At 67.0% G+C, this 18,970-nt stretch carries 16 protein-coding genes; 9 read left to right on the top strand and 7 right to left on the bottom strand.

The window, feature by feature from the left end:
* Positions 1 to 628 precede the first annotated feature (628 nt).
* Positions 629 to 2,809: a chromosomal replication initiator protein DnaA gene (gene dnaA / locus NCO8_RS27860; RefSeq protein WP_067644041.1), complete on the bottom strand. Its 2,181-nt coding sequence runs from the start codon at positions 2,807 to 2,809 to the stop codon at positions 629 to 631.
* Between the two features lie 685 nt (positions 2,810 to 3,494).
* Here dnaA and rpmH point away from each other — a divergent pair.
* The 9 genes from rpmH to NCO8_RS27820 all read left to right on the top strand — a co-directional run bounded on the left by rpmH (position 3,495) and on the right by NCO8_RS27820 (position 10,282).
* Entirely contained in the window at positions 3,495 to 3,638 is a 144-nt protein-coding gene (gene rpmH, locus NCO8_RS30920) for a 50S ribosomal protein L34 (RefSeq protein WP_071932098.1), read from the top strand.
* Positions 3,639 to 3,660: 22 nt separating this feature from the next.
* Positions 3,661 to 4,077, top strand: coding sequence for a ribonuclease P protein component (gene rnpA, locus NCO8_RS27855; protein WP_067644039.1), 417 nt, complete (start codon positions 3,661 to 3,663; stop codon positions 4,075 to 4,077).
* On the top strand, positions 4,077 to 4,376 hold the full coding sequence (gene yidD / locus NCO8_RS27850) for a membrane protein insertion efficiency factor YidD (protein ID WP_067495118.1): 300 nt from the start codon (positions 4,077 to 4,079) through the stop codon (positions 4,374 to 4,376). The genes rnpA and yidD overlap by 1 nt, the downstream gene beginning before the upstream one ends.
* Positions 4,377 to 4,380: 4 nt before the next feature.
* Positions 4,381 to 5,457 (top strand): membrane protein insertase YidC, encoded by a 1,077-nt coding sequence (yidC, locus tag NCO8_RS27845; protein ID WP_067644036.1) that lies wholly within the window; start codon positions 4,381 to 4,383, stop codon positions 5,455 to 5,457.
* A gap of 26 nt (positions 5,458 to 5,483) precedes the next feature.
* Entirely contained in the window at positions 5,484 to 6,017 is a 534-nt protein-coding gene (locus tag NCO8_RS27840) for a Jag family protein (RefSeq protein ID WP_067495109.1), read from the top strand.
* Between the two features lie 93 nt (positions 6,018 to 6,110).
* Positions 6,111 to 6,857 (top strand): 16S rRNA (guanine(527)-N(7))-methyltransferase RsmG, encoded by a 747-nt coding sequence (gene rsmG / locus NCO8_RS27835; protein WP_067644033.1) that lies wholly within the window; start codon positions 6,111 to 6,113, stop codon positions 6,855 to 6,857.
* Between the two features lie 531 nt (positions 6,858 to 7,388).
* Positions 7,389 to 8,384: a ParA family protein gene (locus NCO8_RS27830; protein ID WP_067644030.1), complete on the top strand. Its 996-nt coding sequence runs from the start codon at positions 7,389 to 7,391 to the stop codon at positions 8,382 to 8,384.
* A gap of 37 nt (positions 8,385 to 8,421) precedes the next feature.
* Positions 8,422 to 9,450, top strand: coding sequence for a ParB/RepB/Spo0J family partition protein (locus NCO8_RS27825; protein WP_067644027.1), 1,029 nt, complete (start codon positions 8,422 to 8,424; stop codon positions 9,448 to 9,450).
* Positions 9,451 to 9,556: 106 nt separating this feature from the next.
* Entirely contained in the window at positions 9,557 to 10,282 is a 726-nt protein-coding gene (locus NCO8_RS27820) for a hypothetical protein (protein WP_067495097.1), read from the top strand.
* 57 nt (positions 10,283 to 10,339) lie between these two features.
* Here NCO8_RS27820 and NCO8_RS27815 read toward each other — a convergent pair whose 3' ends face one another.
* The 6 genes from NCO8_RS27815 to NCO8_RS27790 all read right to left on the bottom strand — a co-directional run bounded on the left by NCO8_RS27815 (position 10,340) and on the right by NCO8_RS27790 (position 18,739).
* Positions 10,340 to 11,527: an N-acetylmuramoyl-L-alanine amidase gene (locus tag NCO8_RS27815; RefSeq protein WP_067644024.1), complete on the bottom strand. Its 1,188-nt coding sequence runs from the start codon at positions 11,525 to 11,527 to the stop codon at positions 10,340 to 10,342.
* Positions 11,528 to 11,661: 134 nt separating this feature from the next.
* Positions 11,662 to 11,994: a thioredoxin gene (gene trxA / locus NCO8_RS27810; RefSeq protein WP_067495091.1), complete on the bottom strand. Its 333-nt coding sequence runs from the start codon at positions 11,992 to 11,994 to the stop codon at positions 11,662 to 11,664.
* Positions 11,995 to 12,025: 31 nt separating this feature from the next.
* The gene (trxB, locus tag NCO8_RS27805) at positions 12,026 to 13,012 is read right to left on the bottom strand and encodes a thioredoxin-disulfide reductase (RefSeq protein WP_067495088.1); all 987 of its coding nucleotides are present in this window, start codon (positions 13,010 to 13,012) and stop codon (positions 12,026 to 12,028) included.
* A gap of 211 nt (positions 13,013 to 13,223) precedes the next feature.
* A complete protein-coding gene (locus NCO8_RS27800) occupies positions 13,224 to 14,027 on the bottom strand; it encodes an RsmA family anti-sigma factor (RefSeq protein ID WP_067644023.1) in 804 nt (267 codons plus the stop codon).
* Positions 14,028 to 14,123: 96 nt separating this feature from the next.
* The gene (gene sigM / locus NCO8_RS27795; protein ID WP_067644313.1) at positions 14,124 to 14,681 is read right to left on the bottom strand and encodes an RNA polymerase sigma factor SigM; all 558 of its coding nucleotides are present in this window, start codon (positions 14,679 to 14,681) and stop codon (positions 14,124 to 14,126) included.
* A 329-nt stretch (positions 14,682 to 15,010) separates the two neighbouring features.
* Positions 15,011 to 18,739: a murein biosynthesis integral membrane protein MurJ gene (locus NCO8_RS27790; RefSeq protein ID WP_157105156.1), complete on the bottom strand. Its 3,729-nt coding sequence runs from the start codon at positions 18,737 to 18,739 to the stop codon at positions 15,011 to 15,013.
* Between the last annotated feature and the right edge of the window lie 231 nt (positions 18,740 to 18,970).

Here is an 18,970-nt window from a genome sequence, read left to right as displayed (position 1 = left end):
CTCTTGGAGTTCCGCGCGTCCTGAACCATCCCCTCTTGTCCTTGCCTGCTTGTGAGTGAACCACCGACCGAGCCGAGCCTTCCCGACCGAGTTTCCACACACCCTGTTTTAAAGAGATCTCTCTATGAATGAGAACTGAAGTAGTAGTAGGCACTGTGGAATCTGTGGACTTCCGTCGTTTTCCCAGCTCAGAGGGCTTGGTGGCATGGGGATGGCCGTGGAGTGACTCGAGGATGAATCGGCGGTGTCTGTGGACACCCGAAGTTGTCCCAGATCCATCCTCGAGTAGTCCTCGAGTTGTTCCACCGATTTCACCCACTTGTTCACACCCTGATCAAGGGTGGTGACGAACCGGTGGATTCCTCGAGGAGTCCACAAGAAGTCCTCGAGGAATCCACAGGCCGGATCCGGCGCCGCCGCAGGTCAGTGGCACTCACAGGCTGTTGGTGGAGGAACCTGTGGACGATGTGCACAACTGCCTGTGGGTAGATGCTCCCCAGATCCCTCCCCAGGCCTGTGTGTGAACCGGTGCACAACCGGTGGATTCCTCGAGGACTCCACAGGGATTCCACAGGGCAAAAAAGAACACCGCCCCAGCTCAGGGCGGTGTTCGAGGGTGTGGATGGAATCAGCGAGAGCGCTGTTTAATTCGGGCTGTGAGTTCTTGGACCTGGTCGTAGACGCGGCGGCGCTCGGTCATCTCCTTGCGCACCTTCTTCTCCGCGTACATGACCGTCGTGTGGTCGCGGCCGAACGCCTGCCCGATCTTGGGCAGCGACAGATCGGTCAGCTCACGGCACAGGTACATGGCGATCTGACGCGCCTGCGCCAGCGGACGTGCCTTACCCGGCCCGGTGAGCTCCTCCAACGTCGTGTTGAAGTACTCGGCGGTGACCGCCATGATCGTGGCCGCGTTGATCTCGAGCGCGGCGGTGTCGGGCATCAGGTCCCGCAGCACCACCTCGGCCAGCGACAGGTCGAGCGGCTGCCCGTTGAGCGAGGCGAAGGCCGTCACCCGGATCAGCGCGCCCTCCAGTTCGCGGATATTGCGTTCCACCCGGCTCGCGATGAGTTCCAGCACGTCGTGGGGCACGTCGAGCCGGTCCATCCTGGCCTTCTTGCGCAGGATCGCGATGCGCGTCTCGAGTTCGGGCGGCTGCACATCGGTGATCAGGCCCCACTCGAACCTGGTCCGCAGCCGCTCCTCGAGGGTGGCCAGCTGCTTGGGCGGACGATCCGAGGACACCACGATCTGCTTGTTCGCGTTGTGCAGGGTGTTGAAGGTGTGGAAGAACTCCTCCTGGATGCCTTCCTTACCTTCGATGAACTGGATGTCGTCGACCAGCAGGATGTCGGTCTCGCGGTAGCGGCGCTTGAAGGCCACCTTGCGGTCGTCGCGCAGGCTGTTGATGAAGTCGTTGGTGAATTCCTCGGTCGACACGTACTTCACCCGCATCCCGGGGAACAGCCGCTGCGCGTAGTGACCGGCCGCGTGCAACAGGTGCGTCTTGCCCAAACCCGAAGCGCCCCAGACGAACAGCGGGTTGTAGGCCCGGGCAGGTGCCTCCGCGATGGCCACCGCGGCGGCGTGGGCGAACCGGTTCGACGCGCCGATCACAAACGTCTCGAAGGTGTATTTGGCGTTCAGGCTGGCCGAGGACGACGACTGCGGCGGCGCCTCGGGCGACTTGCTGAAATACGTCGGCCAGTTGTTGCGCGCGTCGACCACCGGCTCGTCGTCGACCGGTTGAGCGCCCGGCGTCCCGGGGCGCGGTGGCTCGGGCGCGGTATCGGCCGGTGTCTCCTCGACACGCGCGGCGACAGGCTCCTCCTGCGGTTGCGGCCGTCGCGGTGCGCGTGCGGGCGGATCGGTGCCGAACAGGGTTTCCTGCCCGGAATGATCGCGCCGCGAGGATCCCTGCTCGCGCCTGCCCTGGGTCGGTTCGGGGGCGCGCTGTTCGGGGCGGGCACCGCGGAAGTCCGGGCGGCCGGCGAACTCGCCGTTGAAATCGGGAACGGGGTAGACAGCCGTCGGCTCGAAATCGGCGCCGGGGAAATCCTCACCGCTGTACTCGCCGGCCTTGTACTCCTGGGGCTTGGCGTACTCGGGAGCCTGCTGGTACTCCGGTTGCTGCTGGTAGTCGCCCTGCTGCTGGTACTCCGGCTCGGCCGGGTACTCGCGCGGTCCCGCGTATTCGGCGCGCTCGCCGTACTCACCGGTCTGCGCCGGGAACTCGCGGCCACCGAAGCTGCTGCCGTACTCGCCGTCGCGCTGGTAGTCGGGGGCCTGCTGATACTCGGGAGCCTGCTGGTAGTCGTTGCCGTACTCGCCGGAGTTGCCGTTGTAGTCGTCGGCGCCGTAGCGCGGCCTGCCGTAGTCACCGCGCTGGGGATAGTCGGGCACGCTGAAATCGGGGCCGGGGTAGCCGGCGGGCGGGCGGACCTGCTCACGCGGACGCTCCGGGCGGCTCGTCATCCTGGCGTGCCGGGGCGAACTGCCCGTGCGCTCCCCCGCGGCCGGGCTCGGCGCGGCGATGCGCACACCGAGTCCTTCCACCTGCGGCCCGAGTCGGCGGCCGAGCGAACGCAGGATCGGTTCGCGCAGATCGCGCTCGATCGCCTCCTGTGCCAGCGACGACGGAACGGACAGCAACGCGAAACCCTGGGCGACGGTGAGCGGTTTCACCAGCTTCAACCACGCCTGCTGAGCTCGGCTCACCGCGGGAATGGCGCCGTCGGCCGAGCCGGTGGTGAGTTCGGCGACCACCTCCGGCCACACTGTGGCCAGCACGTTCTGCTCGTCGTCCATGCAGCGTCCTCCCCGGACCGGTTTGTTGGGCCAACGGCCGCCGAGCACGCCAGCGCAGCACCTGTGACCAGGTGCGATCGGCGTGATCGAAGCGAACAACCGAAGCCGGTTCGAACGCCGTGCGGTCCCGGGATCGGACTTGGCGAGGGCACCGTCGGCCCTACGAATATGCCACTCCGGCCGTCTTTCCACACAATTATCCACAGATGTGGACAAACCTGGGGATAGAGGAATTCTGCCAGCGTGTGGCAGTGAAAGAAGCTGGACCTGCGGTTCTTCAGCAATCCCCCGGCTACAGAGGTTAGCCGCAAGGCGCCCGCGACGCCAGAGGTGTGGAGGAACTCACGAAAAGTTGCTGTCCGCGTCAGTGACGCCCGGGCGTGTCGCCGCAGGTCGGCTCGCCGACGGCCGGACACGGCCAACAGGTAATCTGGACCTAGGTACTCGTACCGACCCCATCCGGGCCGGACGTTCGCCGACCGTTTCGCCCCATGTGGGCCGAATTTGACCCTGTATGGGGCGATCAGTACCCTCATACAGTCACCCCTTGGCGCGGTGGCGGCTGTGCGCTGCACGCTGATCGCCAAGGCACTCTGTGCGTAGACCGCGGTCCGCAGCGCAGAATCCGAATCACCGAAAACTTCGGGTACCTCACCGGTGCCCACCAACTCGAGGAGTGTTGACCGTGGCCAAGGGCAAGCGGACGTTCCAGCCGAACAACCGTCGTCGGGCGCGCGTGCACGGCTTCCGCCTCCGGATGCGGACCCGTGCGGGCCGCGCCATCGTTTCGGCGCGTCGCCGTAAGGGCCGCTCCGAACTGACTGCCTGATCGCGCGTAGTCGGACGCTCGGGTGTTGCCTGAGCCGTATCGGTTGCACCACCGTGCTGATTTCTCCCGCACGGTGCGCCGCGGTCAGCGAATCGGGAGGCGAGATCTCGTCGTACACGCGTTCACGCACACGTACGACGATGTCGCCGACGGCGATTCCCTGGTCCGCGTAGGCGGTCCTCGGTTCGGGCTGATTGTCAGCAAGGCGGTGGGTAACGCGGTGGTTCGCCACCGGGTGGCCCGCCGCCTGCGTCATATGTGCGCCCAGGTGATCGATGAACTGCCCGCCGATACCGATGTCGTGATCCGGGCCCTGCCCGGTGCGGCCACCGCCGACTCCGTCGAGTTGCTGCGCCAGCTGCGCGCCGGCCTCCGCAAGCTCGGCTTGCAGCGGGTCCCGGCGGCCGCGCTCGGTCGCGCCCCGGCCGGTGAACGGTGATGCGCACGCTCGCTCGGTTACCCGCGAACGCGCTGATCTTCCTGATCGAGCTCTACCGCACTTATGTCTCCCCCACCCGGATGCCGATCTGCCGCTTCACCCCCACGTGCAGCGAGTACGCGGTGACCGCCCTGCGGACCCGCGGGCTGGTCGTCGGATCGGTACTGACGGTCGTTCGCCTGGCCAAATGCGCGCCCTGGCACCCTGGGGGGTGGGATCCCGTGCCGGAGCGCGGGTCGAATGCTTTCACCAAGTCATCGCCCGCGCTGATCGGCGATACGAACGACGGGAGTACCTAGAGCCGTGCTCGACATCATCTACTGGCCGGTATCCGCCATCCTATGGTTCTGGCACAAAGCCTTCGGCTTCGTGTTCGGCCCCGACAGCGGGCTCACCTGGAGCCTCGCCGTGGTGTTCCTGGTCTTCACCCTGCGGCTGGTGCTGTACAAGCCGTTCGTGAAGCAGGTCCGCACCACGCGGCAGATGCAGGAGCTGCAGCCCCAGATCAAGGAGCTGCAGAAGAAGTACAAGAACGACCGCGAGACCATGGCGCGGGAGATGCAGAAGCTGCAGAAGGAACACGGCTTCAACCCGCTGATGGGCTGTCTGCCGGTGCTGGTGCAGGTACCGGTGTTCCTCGGTCTGTTCCATGTGCTCCGCTCGTTCAACCGGACCGGTCACGGCTGGGGTCAGCTCGGTTTGTCCGCCGAGGAAAACGCCAACATCGGCAACTACATCTTCAGCGCCACCGACGTCCAGTCGTTCCTGAGCGCGCGGATCTTCGGTGCCCCGATCGCGGCGTTCATCACCGCGCCGGTGAGTGAGCTGCAGGCGTTCGCCGACTGGGGTGGCACGCCGAGCCGGACAAGCATCGCCCTCGTCGCGATCCCACTGATGGTGATCGCCGGTGTGGCGACCCACTTCAACGCTCGCGCTTCCGTCGCCCGCCAGACCCCCGAGGCCGCGGCCAACCCGCAGGCCGCCATCATGAACAAGCTGTCGCTGTGGGTCTTCCCCCTCGGCGTGATGGTCGGTGGCCCCTTCCTGATGATCGGCATCCTGCTCTACTGGGTGGCCAACAACATCTGGACCTACGGACAGCAGCACCTGGTGTTCGGCCGGATGGAGAAGGAAGAAGAGGCCAAGAAGCAGAAGAAGCTCGAGCTGCGGGCGCAGAACGCGCCCAAGCCCGGTGCCAAGCCGGTCGACGTCCGCAAGAAGCAGGACGCACCTGCCGACGAGTCGCCCTCGGCGAACGGAACCTCGGCGAGCAACGGCACCCCGAAGCAGTCGGCCAAGCAGGGCGGCGGAAAGCGCAAGCCCGGCGGGCAGCAGCGGCCGGGTAACCGTGGCCGCGCGAACCAGAAGCGTAAGCGCTGAGACGCGACCGGATAGAGGGAAATCCAATGACTGTTGAGACCCAGACCGACGGAGGGGACGCCACCGTGTCGACGACTGTGGACGTCGTGAACGACGCCGAGGAGGCGTTGATCGAAGAGGGCGAGATCGCGGGCGACTACCTCGAGCAGCTGCTGGACGTGCTCGACTTCGACGGCGACATCGACCTCGACGTGGAGGGCGACCGCGCGGTCGTGAGCATCGACGGCGGCCGCGACCTGACCAAGCTCGTCGGCCGTAATGGTGAAGTTCTCGACGCGCTCCAGGAACTCACCCGCCTGGCCGTGCAGCAGGCGACCGGCGTCCGTAGCCGCCTGATGCTCGACGTGGCCGGCTGGCGCGCCCAGCGCCGTGCCGATCTGAGCGAGCTGGGTGTGGCCGCCGCCAAGCGGGTGCTCGAGTCGGGCAAGCCCGAGGCGCTGTCGGCCATGACGCCGTTCGAACGCAAGATCGTGCACGACGCCGTTGCCGAGATCGACGGCGTGGCGAGCGAGAGCGAAGGTGTCGAGCCGAATCGTCATGTGGTGGTTGTGCCGGAGTAGGCTCACACCGCCGCGACCACGCAGGAAGTAATAAGGCCTCCGGTCCCGGACCGGGGGCCTTATTCATGCCCCGATCACCACCACTGGAGAAGGATGTTTCACGTGGAACGAGAACTGGGTGCGCTGTCCGCCGAACTGGAACCGCCCGCTGCCGCAGCCCGGCTGTTCGGTGACCGCCTGGACCTCGCCCGCCGCTACTGCGCGGCGCTCGCCACCGCAGGCGTGGAGCGCGGGCTCATCGGTCCGCGCGAAGTCCCCCGGCTCTGGGAGCGGCACATCCTCAACTGCGCGGTGGTCGGTGAGCTGATCGATGAAGGCGCGTCCGTGGTCGATGTCGGCAGCGGCGCCGGACTGCCGGGCATCCCGTTGGCCATCGCGCGGCCGGACCTTCGCATCACGCTCGTGGAGCCGCTGCTGCGTCGGACGGTGTTCTTGAGCGAGTTCATCGAGGACGCCGGACTCGAGGTCACCGTCGTGCGCGGGCGCGCCGAACAGTCGGGCGTCATCAAGGAAGCGGGCGGCGCGGATGTCGTCACCTCGCGCGCGGTCGCCCCGCTCGCCAAACTCGCGCACTGGTCGCTCCCCCTCCTCCGCGACCACGGGCGCATGCTCGCGCTCAAAGGAACCAGCGCCGCCGAGGAACTCGAACGCGACGGTGCCGAGCTGATCCGGGACGGCGCGACCGATCTTCGCGTCGTCGGGTGCGGCGCGGGCATCGTCGAGATCCCGACCCTTGTCATCAGCGCCGAACTCCTCCCCCGTGCCGAACGCCCGAACCGTCGGGGTGGACGTAAAGCCGCTGGCGCGGAAAAGAAGACGAGAAAGCGCAACAACTCCTGAATTACCCTCGCTCGCTTTCGGATGCGGCTCAATGAGTTTCGTACCGTGACGAAATGGGCCGAGGGTGGTTGGGTGCACCTGATTCGGCTTGAATTTCGCCGTATCAACTGGGATGGCAAGAGGTGGGCGCAGGAGTGCGGCCAACGCCCATGCCTTGACGGCCGCGGTGGATGATCGTCGACGGAACCGGTTCGTGAACGACGCTCTGTCGAGGACTTCTGAATGCGGAATGTGGTGGGGGCGACTGCGACTGGCTCCTGCGGTGTTTCACGTGGAACGTAATCACACGTTGTTTCCCGTGAAACAAGCGTCGGTGAAGTGAATTCTGTGCCGCGTTGTGCGTGTCCCGTGCGGCGTGCCGCGATTCAGCTTTCCTAACGGTCCCGGTGCTGGCAAGCTATTGAGGGTCGGCGCGAGTGAGTCCATCTCCTCGAATTTCGAGTTCTCCACCGACGCAGTTTGTTTGTGATGACACGGCGCCGACGTTCGTCGGGGATACGTGATCTGAAGTTCTCGGGTTAGGAGCAATCTATGTCGAGCGGTCCGGCGAATGTTTCACGGGAAACAACGTCGCGGGTCCCGGGGATGCTGGACTCCAGCAGCTTCGACGCGGAGACGTTCGGGAATACTCCTTTCGGGCACATCTCCCCCGCCGAGACCCCGATCGCGGCGGAAGCGCAACGCGCCAGCCAGATTCTGCATCCAGGAAAGGTCACTGTGCCGAAACCCCGCGAGCAACGGATCATCACCATCGCCAACCAGAAGGGTGGCGTAGGCAAAACGACAACGACGGTGAATCTTGCCGCCGCACTGGCGCATCAGGGGATGACCGTCCTCGTCGTCGATCTAGACCCGCAGGGCAACGCGAGTACGGCGCTGGGCGTCGCCCACCACTCCGGTGTGCCGTCCAGTTACGAGCTGCTGATCGGTGAGGTGTCGGTGACCGACGCCATCCAGCAGAGCCCGCACAGCGAACGTCTGTTGTGCGTTCCCGCCACGATCGACCTCGCCGGCGCGGAGATCGAGTTGGTCTCGATGGTCGCGCGCGAGGGGCGGTTGAAGACAGCGATTCGCGATGCCGCCGTCGCCGGATACGACATCGACTACGTGCTGATCGACTGCCCGCCCTCGCTCGGTCTGCTCACCGTCAACGCGCTCGTCGCGGCCAAAGAGGTGTTGATCCCGATCCAGTGCGAGTACTACGCGCTGGAGGGCGTCGGTCAGTTGCTGCGCAATATCGGGCTGGTGCAGTCGCATCTCAACCCGGAACTGCACGTGTCGACGGTTCTGCTCACCATGTACGACGGCCGCACGAAGCTGGCCGACCAGGTCGCGGAGGAAGTGCGCAATCACTTCGGCGACGTGGTGCTCAAGTCGATGATCCCGCGCAGCGTGAAGGTCTCGGAGGCGCCGGGCTACGGGATGACCGTGCTCGATTATGATCCAGGCTCCCGTGGCGCGATGAGCTACATGGACGCCGGGCGTGAGCTCGCCGGGCGCGCCCAGGTTGTCCAGGGCGCGTCGTAGTGCTGGTGTGTTGGAACGAGGAAGGGATCGGTAGCCGATGAGTCAGGCGAAAAAGGGCGGTCTCGGTCGCGGGTTGGCGGCGTTGATCCCGACGGGGCCCGCCGTGGCGCCGGGGCTCAGCAGTTCCGCGGCGAGCGTGATCGGTATCAACCCGATCGGCCCGCAACCGGCCGAGGCGTTCCTGCACCGCGTTCCCGATGCCGAACCCGCGGAACCTGAGGAAGATTTGGTCTCCCCCGGCGACGCGGTGTACCGCGAGATCCCCGCGGATCAGATCGAACCGAACCCGAAGCAACCGCGCTCGGTGTTCGAGGAAGAGGCACTGGCCGAGCTGGTGCACTCGATCCGCGAATTCGGGTTGATGCAGCCGATCGTGGTGCGGCGGCTCGAGCCGGGTGTCGACAAGTTCCAGTTGGTCATGGGCGAGCGCCGCTGGCGCGCGTGCCAAGAAGCGGGCCTGGCCACCATCCCTGCCATCATTCGCGATACCGCCGACAGCTCGATGCTGCGCGACGCGCTGCTGGAGAACATCCATCGCGTGCAGCTGAACCCCCTCGAAGAGGCGGCGGCGTATCAGCAGCTGCTCGAAGAGTTCGACGTCACCCACGAGGAACTGGCCTCGCGTATCGGCCGCTCGCGTCCGGTGGTGACGAACATGATCCGGCTGCTGAAGCTGCCGATTCCGGTGCAGCGTCGGGTGGCCGCCGGTGTGCTGTCGGCCGGCCATGCCCGCGCGCTGCTCGGGTTGGACGCGGGCGCCGAGGCGCAGGAGGCGCTGGCGGAACGGATTGTCGCCGAAGGTTTGTCGGTGCGCTCCACCGAGGAAGCGGTGACGCTGGCCAACCGCAATCCGTCGGAGGTCGCTCCCCCGGCGCCGAAGCGCAAGCCGATCCACATGCCGGGTCTACAGGAAGTCGCCGAACGCCTATCGGGTTCCTATGACACCCGGGTGACGGTGAGCCTCGGCAAGCGCAAGGGCAAGATCGTTGTCGAGTTCGGTTCCGTCGAAGATCTCGAGCGCATTGTGGCGCTGATGGAGCAAGCCAGCCCTGAAACGTCACTGTGACAGGGACTTCCCAGCCTTTCTACATCTCGGAAAGAGGCGGCATTACTGTGGATAGTGATGTGGCGTGAGCGTGGATGAATCGGACAGCTGGAGGCTGAACAGAGCAGTGTCGACCAGCGTCACAGCATTGACCCTCGACGGACTCGATCGACTTCCGGCGCATACCCGGCGGTGTGTTTTCTGGGAGCTCGATCCGGCCGTGGCCGCCGACTCCCAGTCCTTCAGCGATCCGGTTTTCGAGAAGGAGGCATGGCTCTCGACGGTCATGCTCGAATGGGGATCGTGCGGGCAGGTAGCACAGGTCGACAACAACATCGCCGGCTGCGCGCTGTATTCGCCGCCGAGTTCGGTGCCGCGCTCGACCCTGTTCCCCACCTCCCCCGTGAGCCCGGATGCCATCCTGCTGACCACGCTGCAGGCCGAATTCCCCTATGACGAATCCGATGTAGCCCACCGGCTGGTGCAGGCCGTGGTGGCCGATCTGGTGCGTCGCGGTGTGCGGGCGCTCGAGGCATTCGGCATCCGCAACGGGCCGCCGTCCAGTTCGGTGGCCGATCGCGGACTCGGCTCGTCGATGCGGCTGATGGAACGGATCGCCGCTCCCCTGCGCGATCCGGCCTCGGCCACCCAGTGCACCCCGGAAACCTGCATGATCGACGCGGATTTCCTCGAGGACGTCGGCTTCGAAGTGGTGGCGCAGCATCACCGCTTCCCACGCCTGCGCCTCGAGCTCGACTCCGATCACGGCTGGAAGGAAGACGTCGAACGCGCTCTCGACCAGCTTCTGGCAGCTGCGGAAATGGCGCCCCCCGCCCGCATCGGCGTGCGCTGACGACAGAGACGAAAGCGGCCCCGCAGATAATCTGCGGGGCCGCTTTCGTTGCGATGATTACACCAGACCGGAGTTCTCCGGCAGCCGATCCTGGGCCGCCAGTTCCTCGGCGAGCAGTTCGGCGAAGGTGTAGGTGCCGGTGGGCTGGTCGTCCTGGCCGAGCAGGTACAGCCGCTTCACCGAGATGAGGATGGCCTCGGCGATCACGTCCCGCATGCGCGGGTTCGTGAGAATGGAGGCGTCGTATTCGTTGGTGAGGTAGCCCAGGTCCACCTGGACCGTCGGCATCTTGGTGAGGCGCAGCAGATCCCAGGTGCGCTGATGGGTGCGGCAGTCCTGCAGGGACGTGCGGGCAACCACTTCGCGCTGGATGAATCCGGCGAGCACCTGCCCGATCATCGACACCGAACCGTGCGAATTACCGAAGTAGAACCCGGCGACGCCCTGCGCCGACGGATTGTCACTCATCGCACAGCGCAACGAGATCATCAGATCGGCGTCGAAAGCGTTGGAGGTCTCGGCGCGTTCGGCATCGGTCGGGTTGGCGCCCCACGGCCGCGACAGGAACGTCTCCATGCCGGTGGCGGCCATCCGGCCCTCGAGCCGCGAGGCCAGATCCCACAGGATCTCCGACTCGTACACGTCACCGAACTCCGTCGGCACGGCGAATCCCTTGTCGGGACCGCCGAATCCGGGGTCGATGACGATGCGCTTGCCGGTGAGCTGCGGTCCCGCCCGGTGCACCACCTCTTCCTCGGCGATGCGATGCGGGTTGCCGCCGGTGACGCGCGCGCCGAGCAGATCGAGCGAGCGCAGTGTGTCGGGACCACAGATGCCGTCGGCCGAGAGACCGATCTCGCGCTGGAAGGCGCTGAGTCCCTCGTGGGTGTGTGGACCGAAGTAGCCGTCGACCCGGTGCACGTAGAAGCCGAGGTCCTGCAGCTTGCGCTGCAAGGTGGCCACGTCGTCGCCGTACAGCGGGGCGGACAGCTGGTAGATCAGTGTGCGGGCACCCAGGCGGTAGGAGGCTTCCTTCAGCGCGCGATACGTGGCCGGGCCGACGATCCCGTCGACGAGCAGACCACGCTGCTGCTGGAACGCGCGAACCGCCGAGTCGAGCGAGCGGTCGAAGACCACATCGGTGTCCTGCCAATCGTGCTGGCGATGCAGGAAACCGAGGCTTGCGAGGGTGCTCCGAACCTCTGCGACGGCCGGTCCTGAATCGCCGTGACGAAGTCGGTGCATGCGTAAGAGCCCTTTCCTTCGGCCGGAGCGTCCGTCGATTGTCTCAGACCCGGGCGGTATTACGGGAATCCCGGGTCCAGGCATCCTACGGCGCGTCGGCCGGTGGGAGGTGTCTTTGTCGGATCGATCGCGGCTCAGATGAGCCCTTCGAGCTCGCGCAGCAGCGCCGCCTTGCCCTTGGCGCCGACGATCTGCTTCACCGGCTTGCCGCCCTGGAACAGGATCATGGTCGGCAGCGACAGGATCTGGTAGTCGCGGGCTGCGCCGGGGTTGGCCTCGGTGTCGAGCTTGGCGATGGTGAGCTTGTCGGCATGGGTGCCCGCGATCTCCTCCAGCACGGGGGCGACCATCTTGCACGGGCCGCACCAGTCGGCCCAGAAGTCGACGAGCACGGGCTTCTCGCTGAGCAGCACGTCGTCGGCGAAGGACTGGTCGGTCACGGTGATGGTGTTGGCACTGTCGGCCATGGGTGTTCTCCTGCCTGAGTGGAACGCGAAATCAGTTGGCGGACACCGCGGCCGGGCCGTCGGCGTTTTCGAGTGTGTTGGCGGTGATGTCGCCCTGCTCGGCGAGCCAGCGCTCGGCATCGATGGCGGCGCGGCAACCGGTGCCCGCGGCGGTGATCGCCTGGCGGTAGGTGTGGTCGACGAGGTCGCCCGCCGCGAACACGCCTGCCACATCGGTGGCGGTGCCCGGATCGGTCACCTGCACATAGCCTTCCCCGTCGAGCGCGACCTGACCCTTGACCAGTTCGCTGCGCGGATCGTGGCCGATGGCGACGAACAGGCCGGTGGCGGCCAGCTCGGATTCCTCACCGGTCCTGGTGTCGCGCAGGGTCAGGCTGGTGACGCTCTTGTCGCCGTTGACCTTCACGACCTCGGCGTTGAGCCGGAAGTTGATCTTCTCGTTGGCCTTGGCGCGCTCGAGCATGATGCGGGAGGCACGGAACTCCTCGCGGCGGTGCACGATGGTGACGCTCGCGGCGAACTTGGTGAGGAAGGTCGCTTCCTCCATCGCCGAGTCGCCGCCGCCGACGACCACGATGTCCTGGCCCTTGAAGAAGAAGCCGTCGCAGGTGGCGCACGCGCTCACGCCGCGGCCGAGCAGTTCCTGCTCACCGGGGACGTGCAGGTAGCGGGCGGCCGAACCCATGGCGAGGATGACGGCGTAGGCCTCGAAGGTCTCCTCACCGACAGTGACCTTCTTCACCGGGCCGGACAGGTCGATCGCGTCGACGTCCTCGGTGCGCAGGTCGGCGCCGAAACGCTTGGCCTGCTCGCGCATCTGCTCCATCAGGTCCGGGCCCATGATGCCCTCGCGGAAACCGGGGAAGTTCTCCACCTCGGTGGTGGTCATCAGGGCACCGCCGAACTGGGTGCCCTCGAAAACCAAGGGCGCCAACTCGGCGCGGGCGGCATAGACGGCCGCCGTGTAGCCGGCGGGTCCTGAGCCGACGATGATCAGGTCGCGAACTGGCGTGCTCATGGGGCCCTTCCGAAAAGCAATGCTGGGACGTGTGAGTCAACAACAGCCTAAACGGTGTTGTTCCCTGTGTTTATTTGGCGGCTGGCGCCGCGGTTCTCGGCGCTGAACCCCGCCTCTTCCCTCCCTGCGGGCACTCCTTCGTCGCACCCTCCGGTCAGTCCAGAGGCGGGGACGCGCCGAGAACGGGTGAGTGTGGGGCTGGAAGGGCAGGTCAGCCGATGTCGCGGACGGCTAATCGGCTGGGGGCGCCGGTGGTGCATCCGGTGCCCACGACCAAAGCGGTGATGGTCGGGGTTTGGGGTCCTTTGACGAGGACGAGTACGGCGTCGTCGCCGCGGAAGGTGATGCTCGACGCACCGAGGACGGCGCGGTCGATGCCGTTGGCCTGCACGCAGCGGGTGAGGGCGGCCTCGTCGGCGAGGGGGCCGTGGACGTCGCGTTTGCCGAGGGCGGTGAGGGCGGCGGCCGCGGTGAGGTCGTCACCGGGGATGGCCGGTTCGGTGGGTGGGGCGGCCGTCGGTGTGCCGTCGGTGTTGTCGAGGGTGCCGACGACGGCGCCCGCACCCGCGAGGACGGCGATCGTGGCCGCTGCCGCAACCAAGAAGCCCATCCGGCGCCGGGACTTGTACTGCGCCAACGAGATCGGCGTGGACGGTGCCGCAGCGGGGGTGGCGATGGTCGGGACCGACGTGATTCGTTCGGTCGGGCCGTCGCCCGCGTCGGGTTCGGCGACGGCAGGTACGGAGGTGATGCGTTCGGTCGGGCCCTCGCCCGCGTCGAGTTCGGCGACGAATCGGAACATGCGGTCGGCCACATCGTCGGGCATGCGGTGCATGACCACGTCGTTGTCGGCCAGCGTGCGGAGGCGGGTGTTCACCTCGTCGAGATCGTTCAGGTAGCGCAGCGCGTCCGGGTCGGTGCGGACCTTGGGCCACAGTTGCTCGCGGAGTTCCGGTGCGAGATTGTCGGCGTGCAGATCGGCCAGCAGTTCCGACGGGAACGGAGGCTGCGGCACGGATCGAGCCACCTCGCACCTCCCCTGTTCTGTCGATTTTCGGATCGCAGCATGTACATCGCTGACTTGTTCGTCACTGTTAATGACGCATCCGGGCTAGCTCCGGTTCCCTGGATCCCGGAAAAATTCCAAACGTTCTTGCAAACGTACGCGCGCTCGGGCGCATCTGCTCTTGATCGTGCCTTCCGCCACGCCGAGTGCCAAGGCGGTTTCGGCCACACTCCGCCCCTCCATCTCGGTCATCACCAGGGCGAGCCGCTGTTCGTCAGGGAGGCTGAACAGCGCCTCGCTCACCACGAGGTTCAGCTCGTAGTCGGCGTAGGCATCGCGTGGCTCGACCGCCTCGGGCATGGTGTCGGGGGTGACGGAGATGGCGCGGCGGGTCTTGTTGCGCCGGATCCGGTCGAGGCAGGCGTTCACGACGATGGCGTGCAGCCAGCTGCGCACCTCGGACTCGGCGCGGAACGTCTCGGCGGTGCGATGGGCGGAGAACAAGGCGTCCTGCAGGCAGTCGGCGGCATCCTCACGGCTGTAGGACGTGCGCAGCGCGGTCTGCCAGAGGTGATCCTTGTGCCTGCGCAGCAGTTCGGAGAAGGCGTGCGGTTCACCGCGTACGTGCGCGGCGAGGAGTTCCTTGTCGCTGCCGTTCTCCAGGAACGAGCGATCGCGGAACGCCGCCTGGCGCGTTGTCCCCCCGCGTACTTGCTCGTTGACTTCCGGCGACAACACCTGACCCCTTGGACAGCGCTCATTACGGCGACTTCACGTCGGCGAACGAGGCCGATCCATCACCTGACTACAACGCGGCGTCCAGGACCGACGTCGACAGATCCTGGGTAGCTCCCTGCCGAGAGCGCGGGGTGATCATATCGCTGATAACAATTGCGCACCAACCGGACCGCGGTTCGATGAACACTGATGTTCTAGCGCGAAATAGGCATCCACCTGCGCAGATAGCAGGTGGGAAGGACTGCGGCGCGGGTTTACGGCGCGGCGTCGAAGCGGACGTCGGCGACGGCGGTCTGGAACTGTCCGCCCGAATTCGCCAGTCCGGTGATCCATACGAGCACAAAGCGAGCAGCCTGATCAGTCTGCACAGGGACCTCGGTGACACCGTCGCCGAGGCGGGCCGAGCCGATCAGCTGAGTCTGGTCGAGCGTGGGCGTCTCGGTGGGCGAGGTCCGGATCTCGACGGTGCTGCCCGCGCTGGGCGAGGTGATCGAGACATTGGTGAGCTTGGCGGGCGCGGGCAGCGTGGCCAGCAGCCCCACGCCCTTCTTGAGGGCGGGGAACTGCTGGAAGTACTGGTCGGTGCGCCACACCGTTTCCGGGTTCTGGTCGAGCACCGCACTCGACGTGGCGGCGCCGTCGGGGGTGCCCTCCGGGGAGAACACCCTGGCACCGGTGACGGCCACCGGCACACTCGACGGCTGCGCGGGCTGGTCGGCCGTCGGTGCGGCGGCCGCGCTCGGCGGCGCCACACTCGACGTGAGCCCGATGTTGACCTGCTGATCCAGCGGCTTGTCCGACGCGCCGGGCGCGAAGATGCTCACCATCCACCAGATCAAGATGCCGACCACCAGCGCGGCGAGCACGCCGAGCCCGACCATGATCCACATCATCCGCTTGGAGCGTTCGCGTTCGGCCGCGAGCAGTTCCGGGTCGGCGAGCGAATCGGGACCGGCCGCGACCGCCCGCTGACCCAGCCGAAGCACGGGGATGAAATCGGTCTTCTGGTCGACGACCGAGGCCTGCTCGAGCACGTGCTGCACGGTGGCGGCGGTGCGCACACCCTTGTTCGACTCCAGCGACCGCACGGCGACGGCCGAGATCTCGAACGGCACCTCGGGCCGGATCTGGCGCGGCTCCACCGGAGTTCCGTCGGGCCCGAAGTCGGCCAGACGAAGCCCGCCGATCGTCGCGGCCGTGCCGGTGACACCGCCTACGCGAATCGGCCAGCGCGCGGTGATGAGCGCGTAGAGCATGGCGCCGAGGCCACGCACATCGGACTGCGCGTCGGAATCGCCGAGCGTGCCGGGGAAGGCGAGCACGGCGTCGCCCGAGGCACTGATCCGGATCCGGTCGGGATGGTCGATCGAGAGCGAGCCACCGCCGCGATGGGCCAGTTCGGCCGCCGAGGCGAGCACCCGGATGGCCCGGGCCGCACCGATCGGCGACGGCACCGTCTCGGCCATCTCCCGCAGCGACCGGCCGGGTGTCCACTCCGCGACCACGATGCCGCCGGAACTACCGCGCACCACGTCCAGGACCCTTGCCAGGCCGGGCGAGTTGATGCGGCCGAGGCGCAGCGTGCGCGACAGAATCGCCTGCGGACCGTCGTGGCCCGCGTTCTCACCCGACTTCTGATCGGCATCGACGAAGGTCAGCGCGACCTCGCGGTCGAGTTTGATGTCGAGGGCCTGCCAGAACTTGAGCCCGCGCGCGCCGCCGTGGCTGGCGAGCAGGCGATACCGGCCGCCCGCGACGGACGCGCCGGGGATCAGCTTCGGTCCGCGCTGCGGACGCTGCACGTCCTGCGGCGGTACGGGGATCGGCAGCATGCCGGTGTCGTGGGTCGGATCGTGCGGCGGCGCGGCCGCGCGACGGTCCTCGGTCGGTTCGTTCTTCTCCGGCGACCCGTCTGCCTGCGGGTTCTTGCTGTCGTCGGGCGCGTCGGCGTGTTCGGATCCCGCGGTGTCTGCCCCGTCGGGCCGGACATCGGTGGACCTTCCTCCTGCGGCGCGCGCCGCAGAATCAGCGGCTGGGACGCCGCCCACCGCGTCATCGCTCACCCTCGGTCCTCCTTCGGCCTGATCTCCCGTATCGGTCTGCCGAACAGCGTACGGGAACTGTGCTTGACCGGTGATGTCAACAGCACCGGGCCGGATCACCGGCAACACCATGGTCTGGGTATCCATCGACTGCCCGTACGCCGGGAAGGCGTAGGTGTCGGGCCTGCGCAACACGGTGGTCGCGTAGATGTCCTCGGCCGAGGCGTCCTCGTCGAGCGCGGAGTCCGGCGCGGGCGGGGTGATGCCGAGCTTGCGCGAGACCGCGACGGTGATCGCCACCACCTCGGGGATGCCGACCAGACGCATCAGCCCGAACGCAACCGAGAACAGGACGAGCGCGTCGACGGTGACCCGCAACAGCGAGGCCGGGCCGCCGGTGACGTTCGCGAGGCCGGTCACGGTGTCGACGATGAGCATCACCGCGCCGCCCGCGATCGAGGCGAGCACCACCCGGGTGATCGTGCGGCCGACATTGGACATGCGCAGATCACCGAGGCTGCGGTGCAGCAGGATCCCGCCGATCACCGCGCCCGCGGTGAAGCTGAGACCGGTGGCGACGCCGAGGATGATGACCACGTCGTCGCTGTCGCGAGCGAGCACCGGGGCGAGCGCCGAGCAGGCGATCTTCACGGTGGTGATGCCGAGGATGATCCAGGTCGGCGTCCACGCCTGTTCACGGGCGTAGAAGACGCGCAGATGGATCAGCACCAGCGAATACGGGATCAGCGTGAAGGCCGACCAGCTCACCGCGCTGCCGAGACGGGCGGCGTCACCGGAGAACCGGGCGTAGCCGTAGAGCGCCTCGCCGATCGCCGGGCCGGCCAGGGTCATGAAGGCCACGATCGGGATCAGCGCGATCATGGTGAGCCGGGTGGCCGCGGACAGATCGTCGACCACGGCGGGCGTGTCGTCGGCGGCGGCGTTGCGGCTCAGCCTCGGCATGATCGCGGTGAGCAGCGTGACGCCGATGACGCCGTAGGGCAGCTGCAGCAACGCCCAGGCATTGGCGAAGATCGCCGGACCCGCCTCGTCGGCCGCGGAGGCGATGTTGTTCGCCACCACCAGGCCGACCTGGCTGATCAGCACGTACAGGATGATCGCGGCGGCCATCCTGCCGAACTGCTTGAGGCGAGCGTCGATGCCCCACAGCGGGCGCAGATTGATCCCGTGCCTGCGGATGGCAGGCAGCAGGCTCAGCGCCTGGGTGGCCACACCGGCGGTGATGCCGAGGCCGAGGACCAGCAGTTTCGGGTCGCTCATCCGCACCGGGTCGAGGGTGATCTCACCGGGCGTGAGCGCGTACACCGCCAGCACCACGAGCGCGACGATGTTGTTCATCACCGGTGCCCACGCGCCCGGTTTGAACGCCTGCCTGGTGTTGAGGATGGCCGTGAACAGCGCCGACATGCCGTAGAACAGGATCGCCGGTGCGAGCAGGTAGGTGAGCGCGGTGGTCAGCGACGTGTTGACCTTGCCGTCGGAGTCGACGAGCACGTGGCTGGCCAGGATGGGCGTCGCGGCGAGCGTCAGGACAGTCGCCACGAAAAGCACGGCGAAGGCGGCGGTCACCAATCTTCGGATGAATTCGGCGCCGTTGTCGGCGTCCTCCTGTTCGGCGCGCACCAGCGTCGGCACGACGATCGCCGTGAGCACCGCGCCGAGGACCAACTCGGCCACCATGTTCGGAATCAGGTTCGCCGAGATGAACGCACTGGCGATCGCCGGACCGAGCACGGTGAGCAGCAACAGCTGCTTCGCGAAGCCGGTGATCCGGCTGACGAGCGTCGCCACGGCGATCGACCCGGAATCCTTGAGCAGCTTCTCGTTGGCCGACTGTGGATTCGTGTCACGCGGCGCGGGCTTCTCGGTGCGAATCCGCTCGGGGCGCGCGATCACCTGCGTCTGCTCGGCCGCCCGCATCGCGTCACCAGCGGGCCGACTCGACGCCGCGGGCATCCCGGGAAAGCTGTCACGCCCAGGCCCCGGTCGAGCTGCCTCGTACCCACGCGGCGGCGGCCCGGCCTGCGGACGCCGCCCAGGATCGACCTCGGGACGTGCCTGCCGAGGAATCGCCCCGGATGCCCCCGCGGCCCGCTGCTGCGGAAACTCCCCCGACCTGGGGGCCGGCCGCTGTGGACCACTCGGCCGCTG

Origin of the sequence: Nocardia coubleae NBRC 108252, from assembly GCF_001612805.1 — a bacterium.
GTDB lineage: Bacteria > Actinomycetota > Actinomycetes > Mycobacteriales > Mycobacteriaceae > Nocardia > Nocardia coubleae.
Note: the sequence above shows the minus strand (reverse complement) of the source record. Positions and strands in the feature narration are given on the sequence as shown.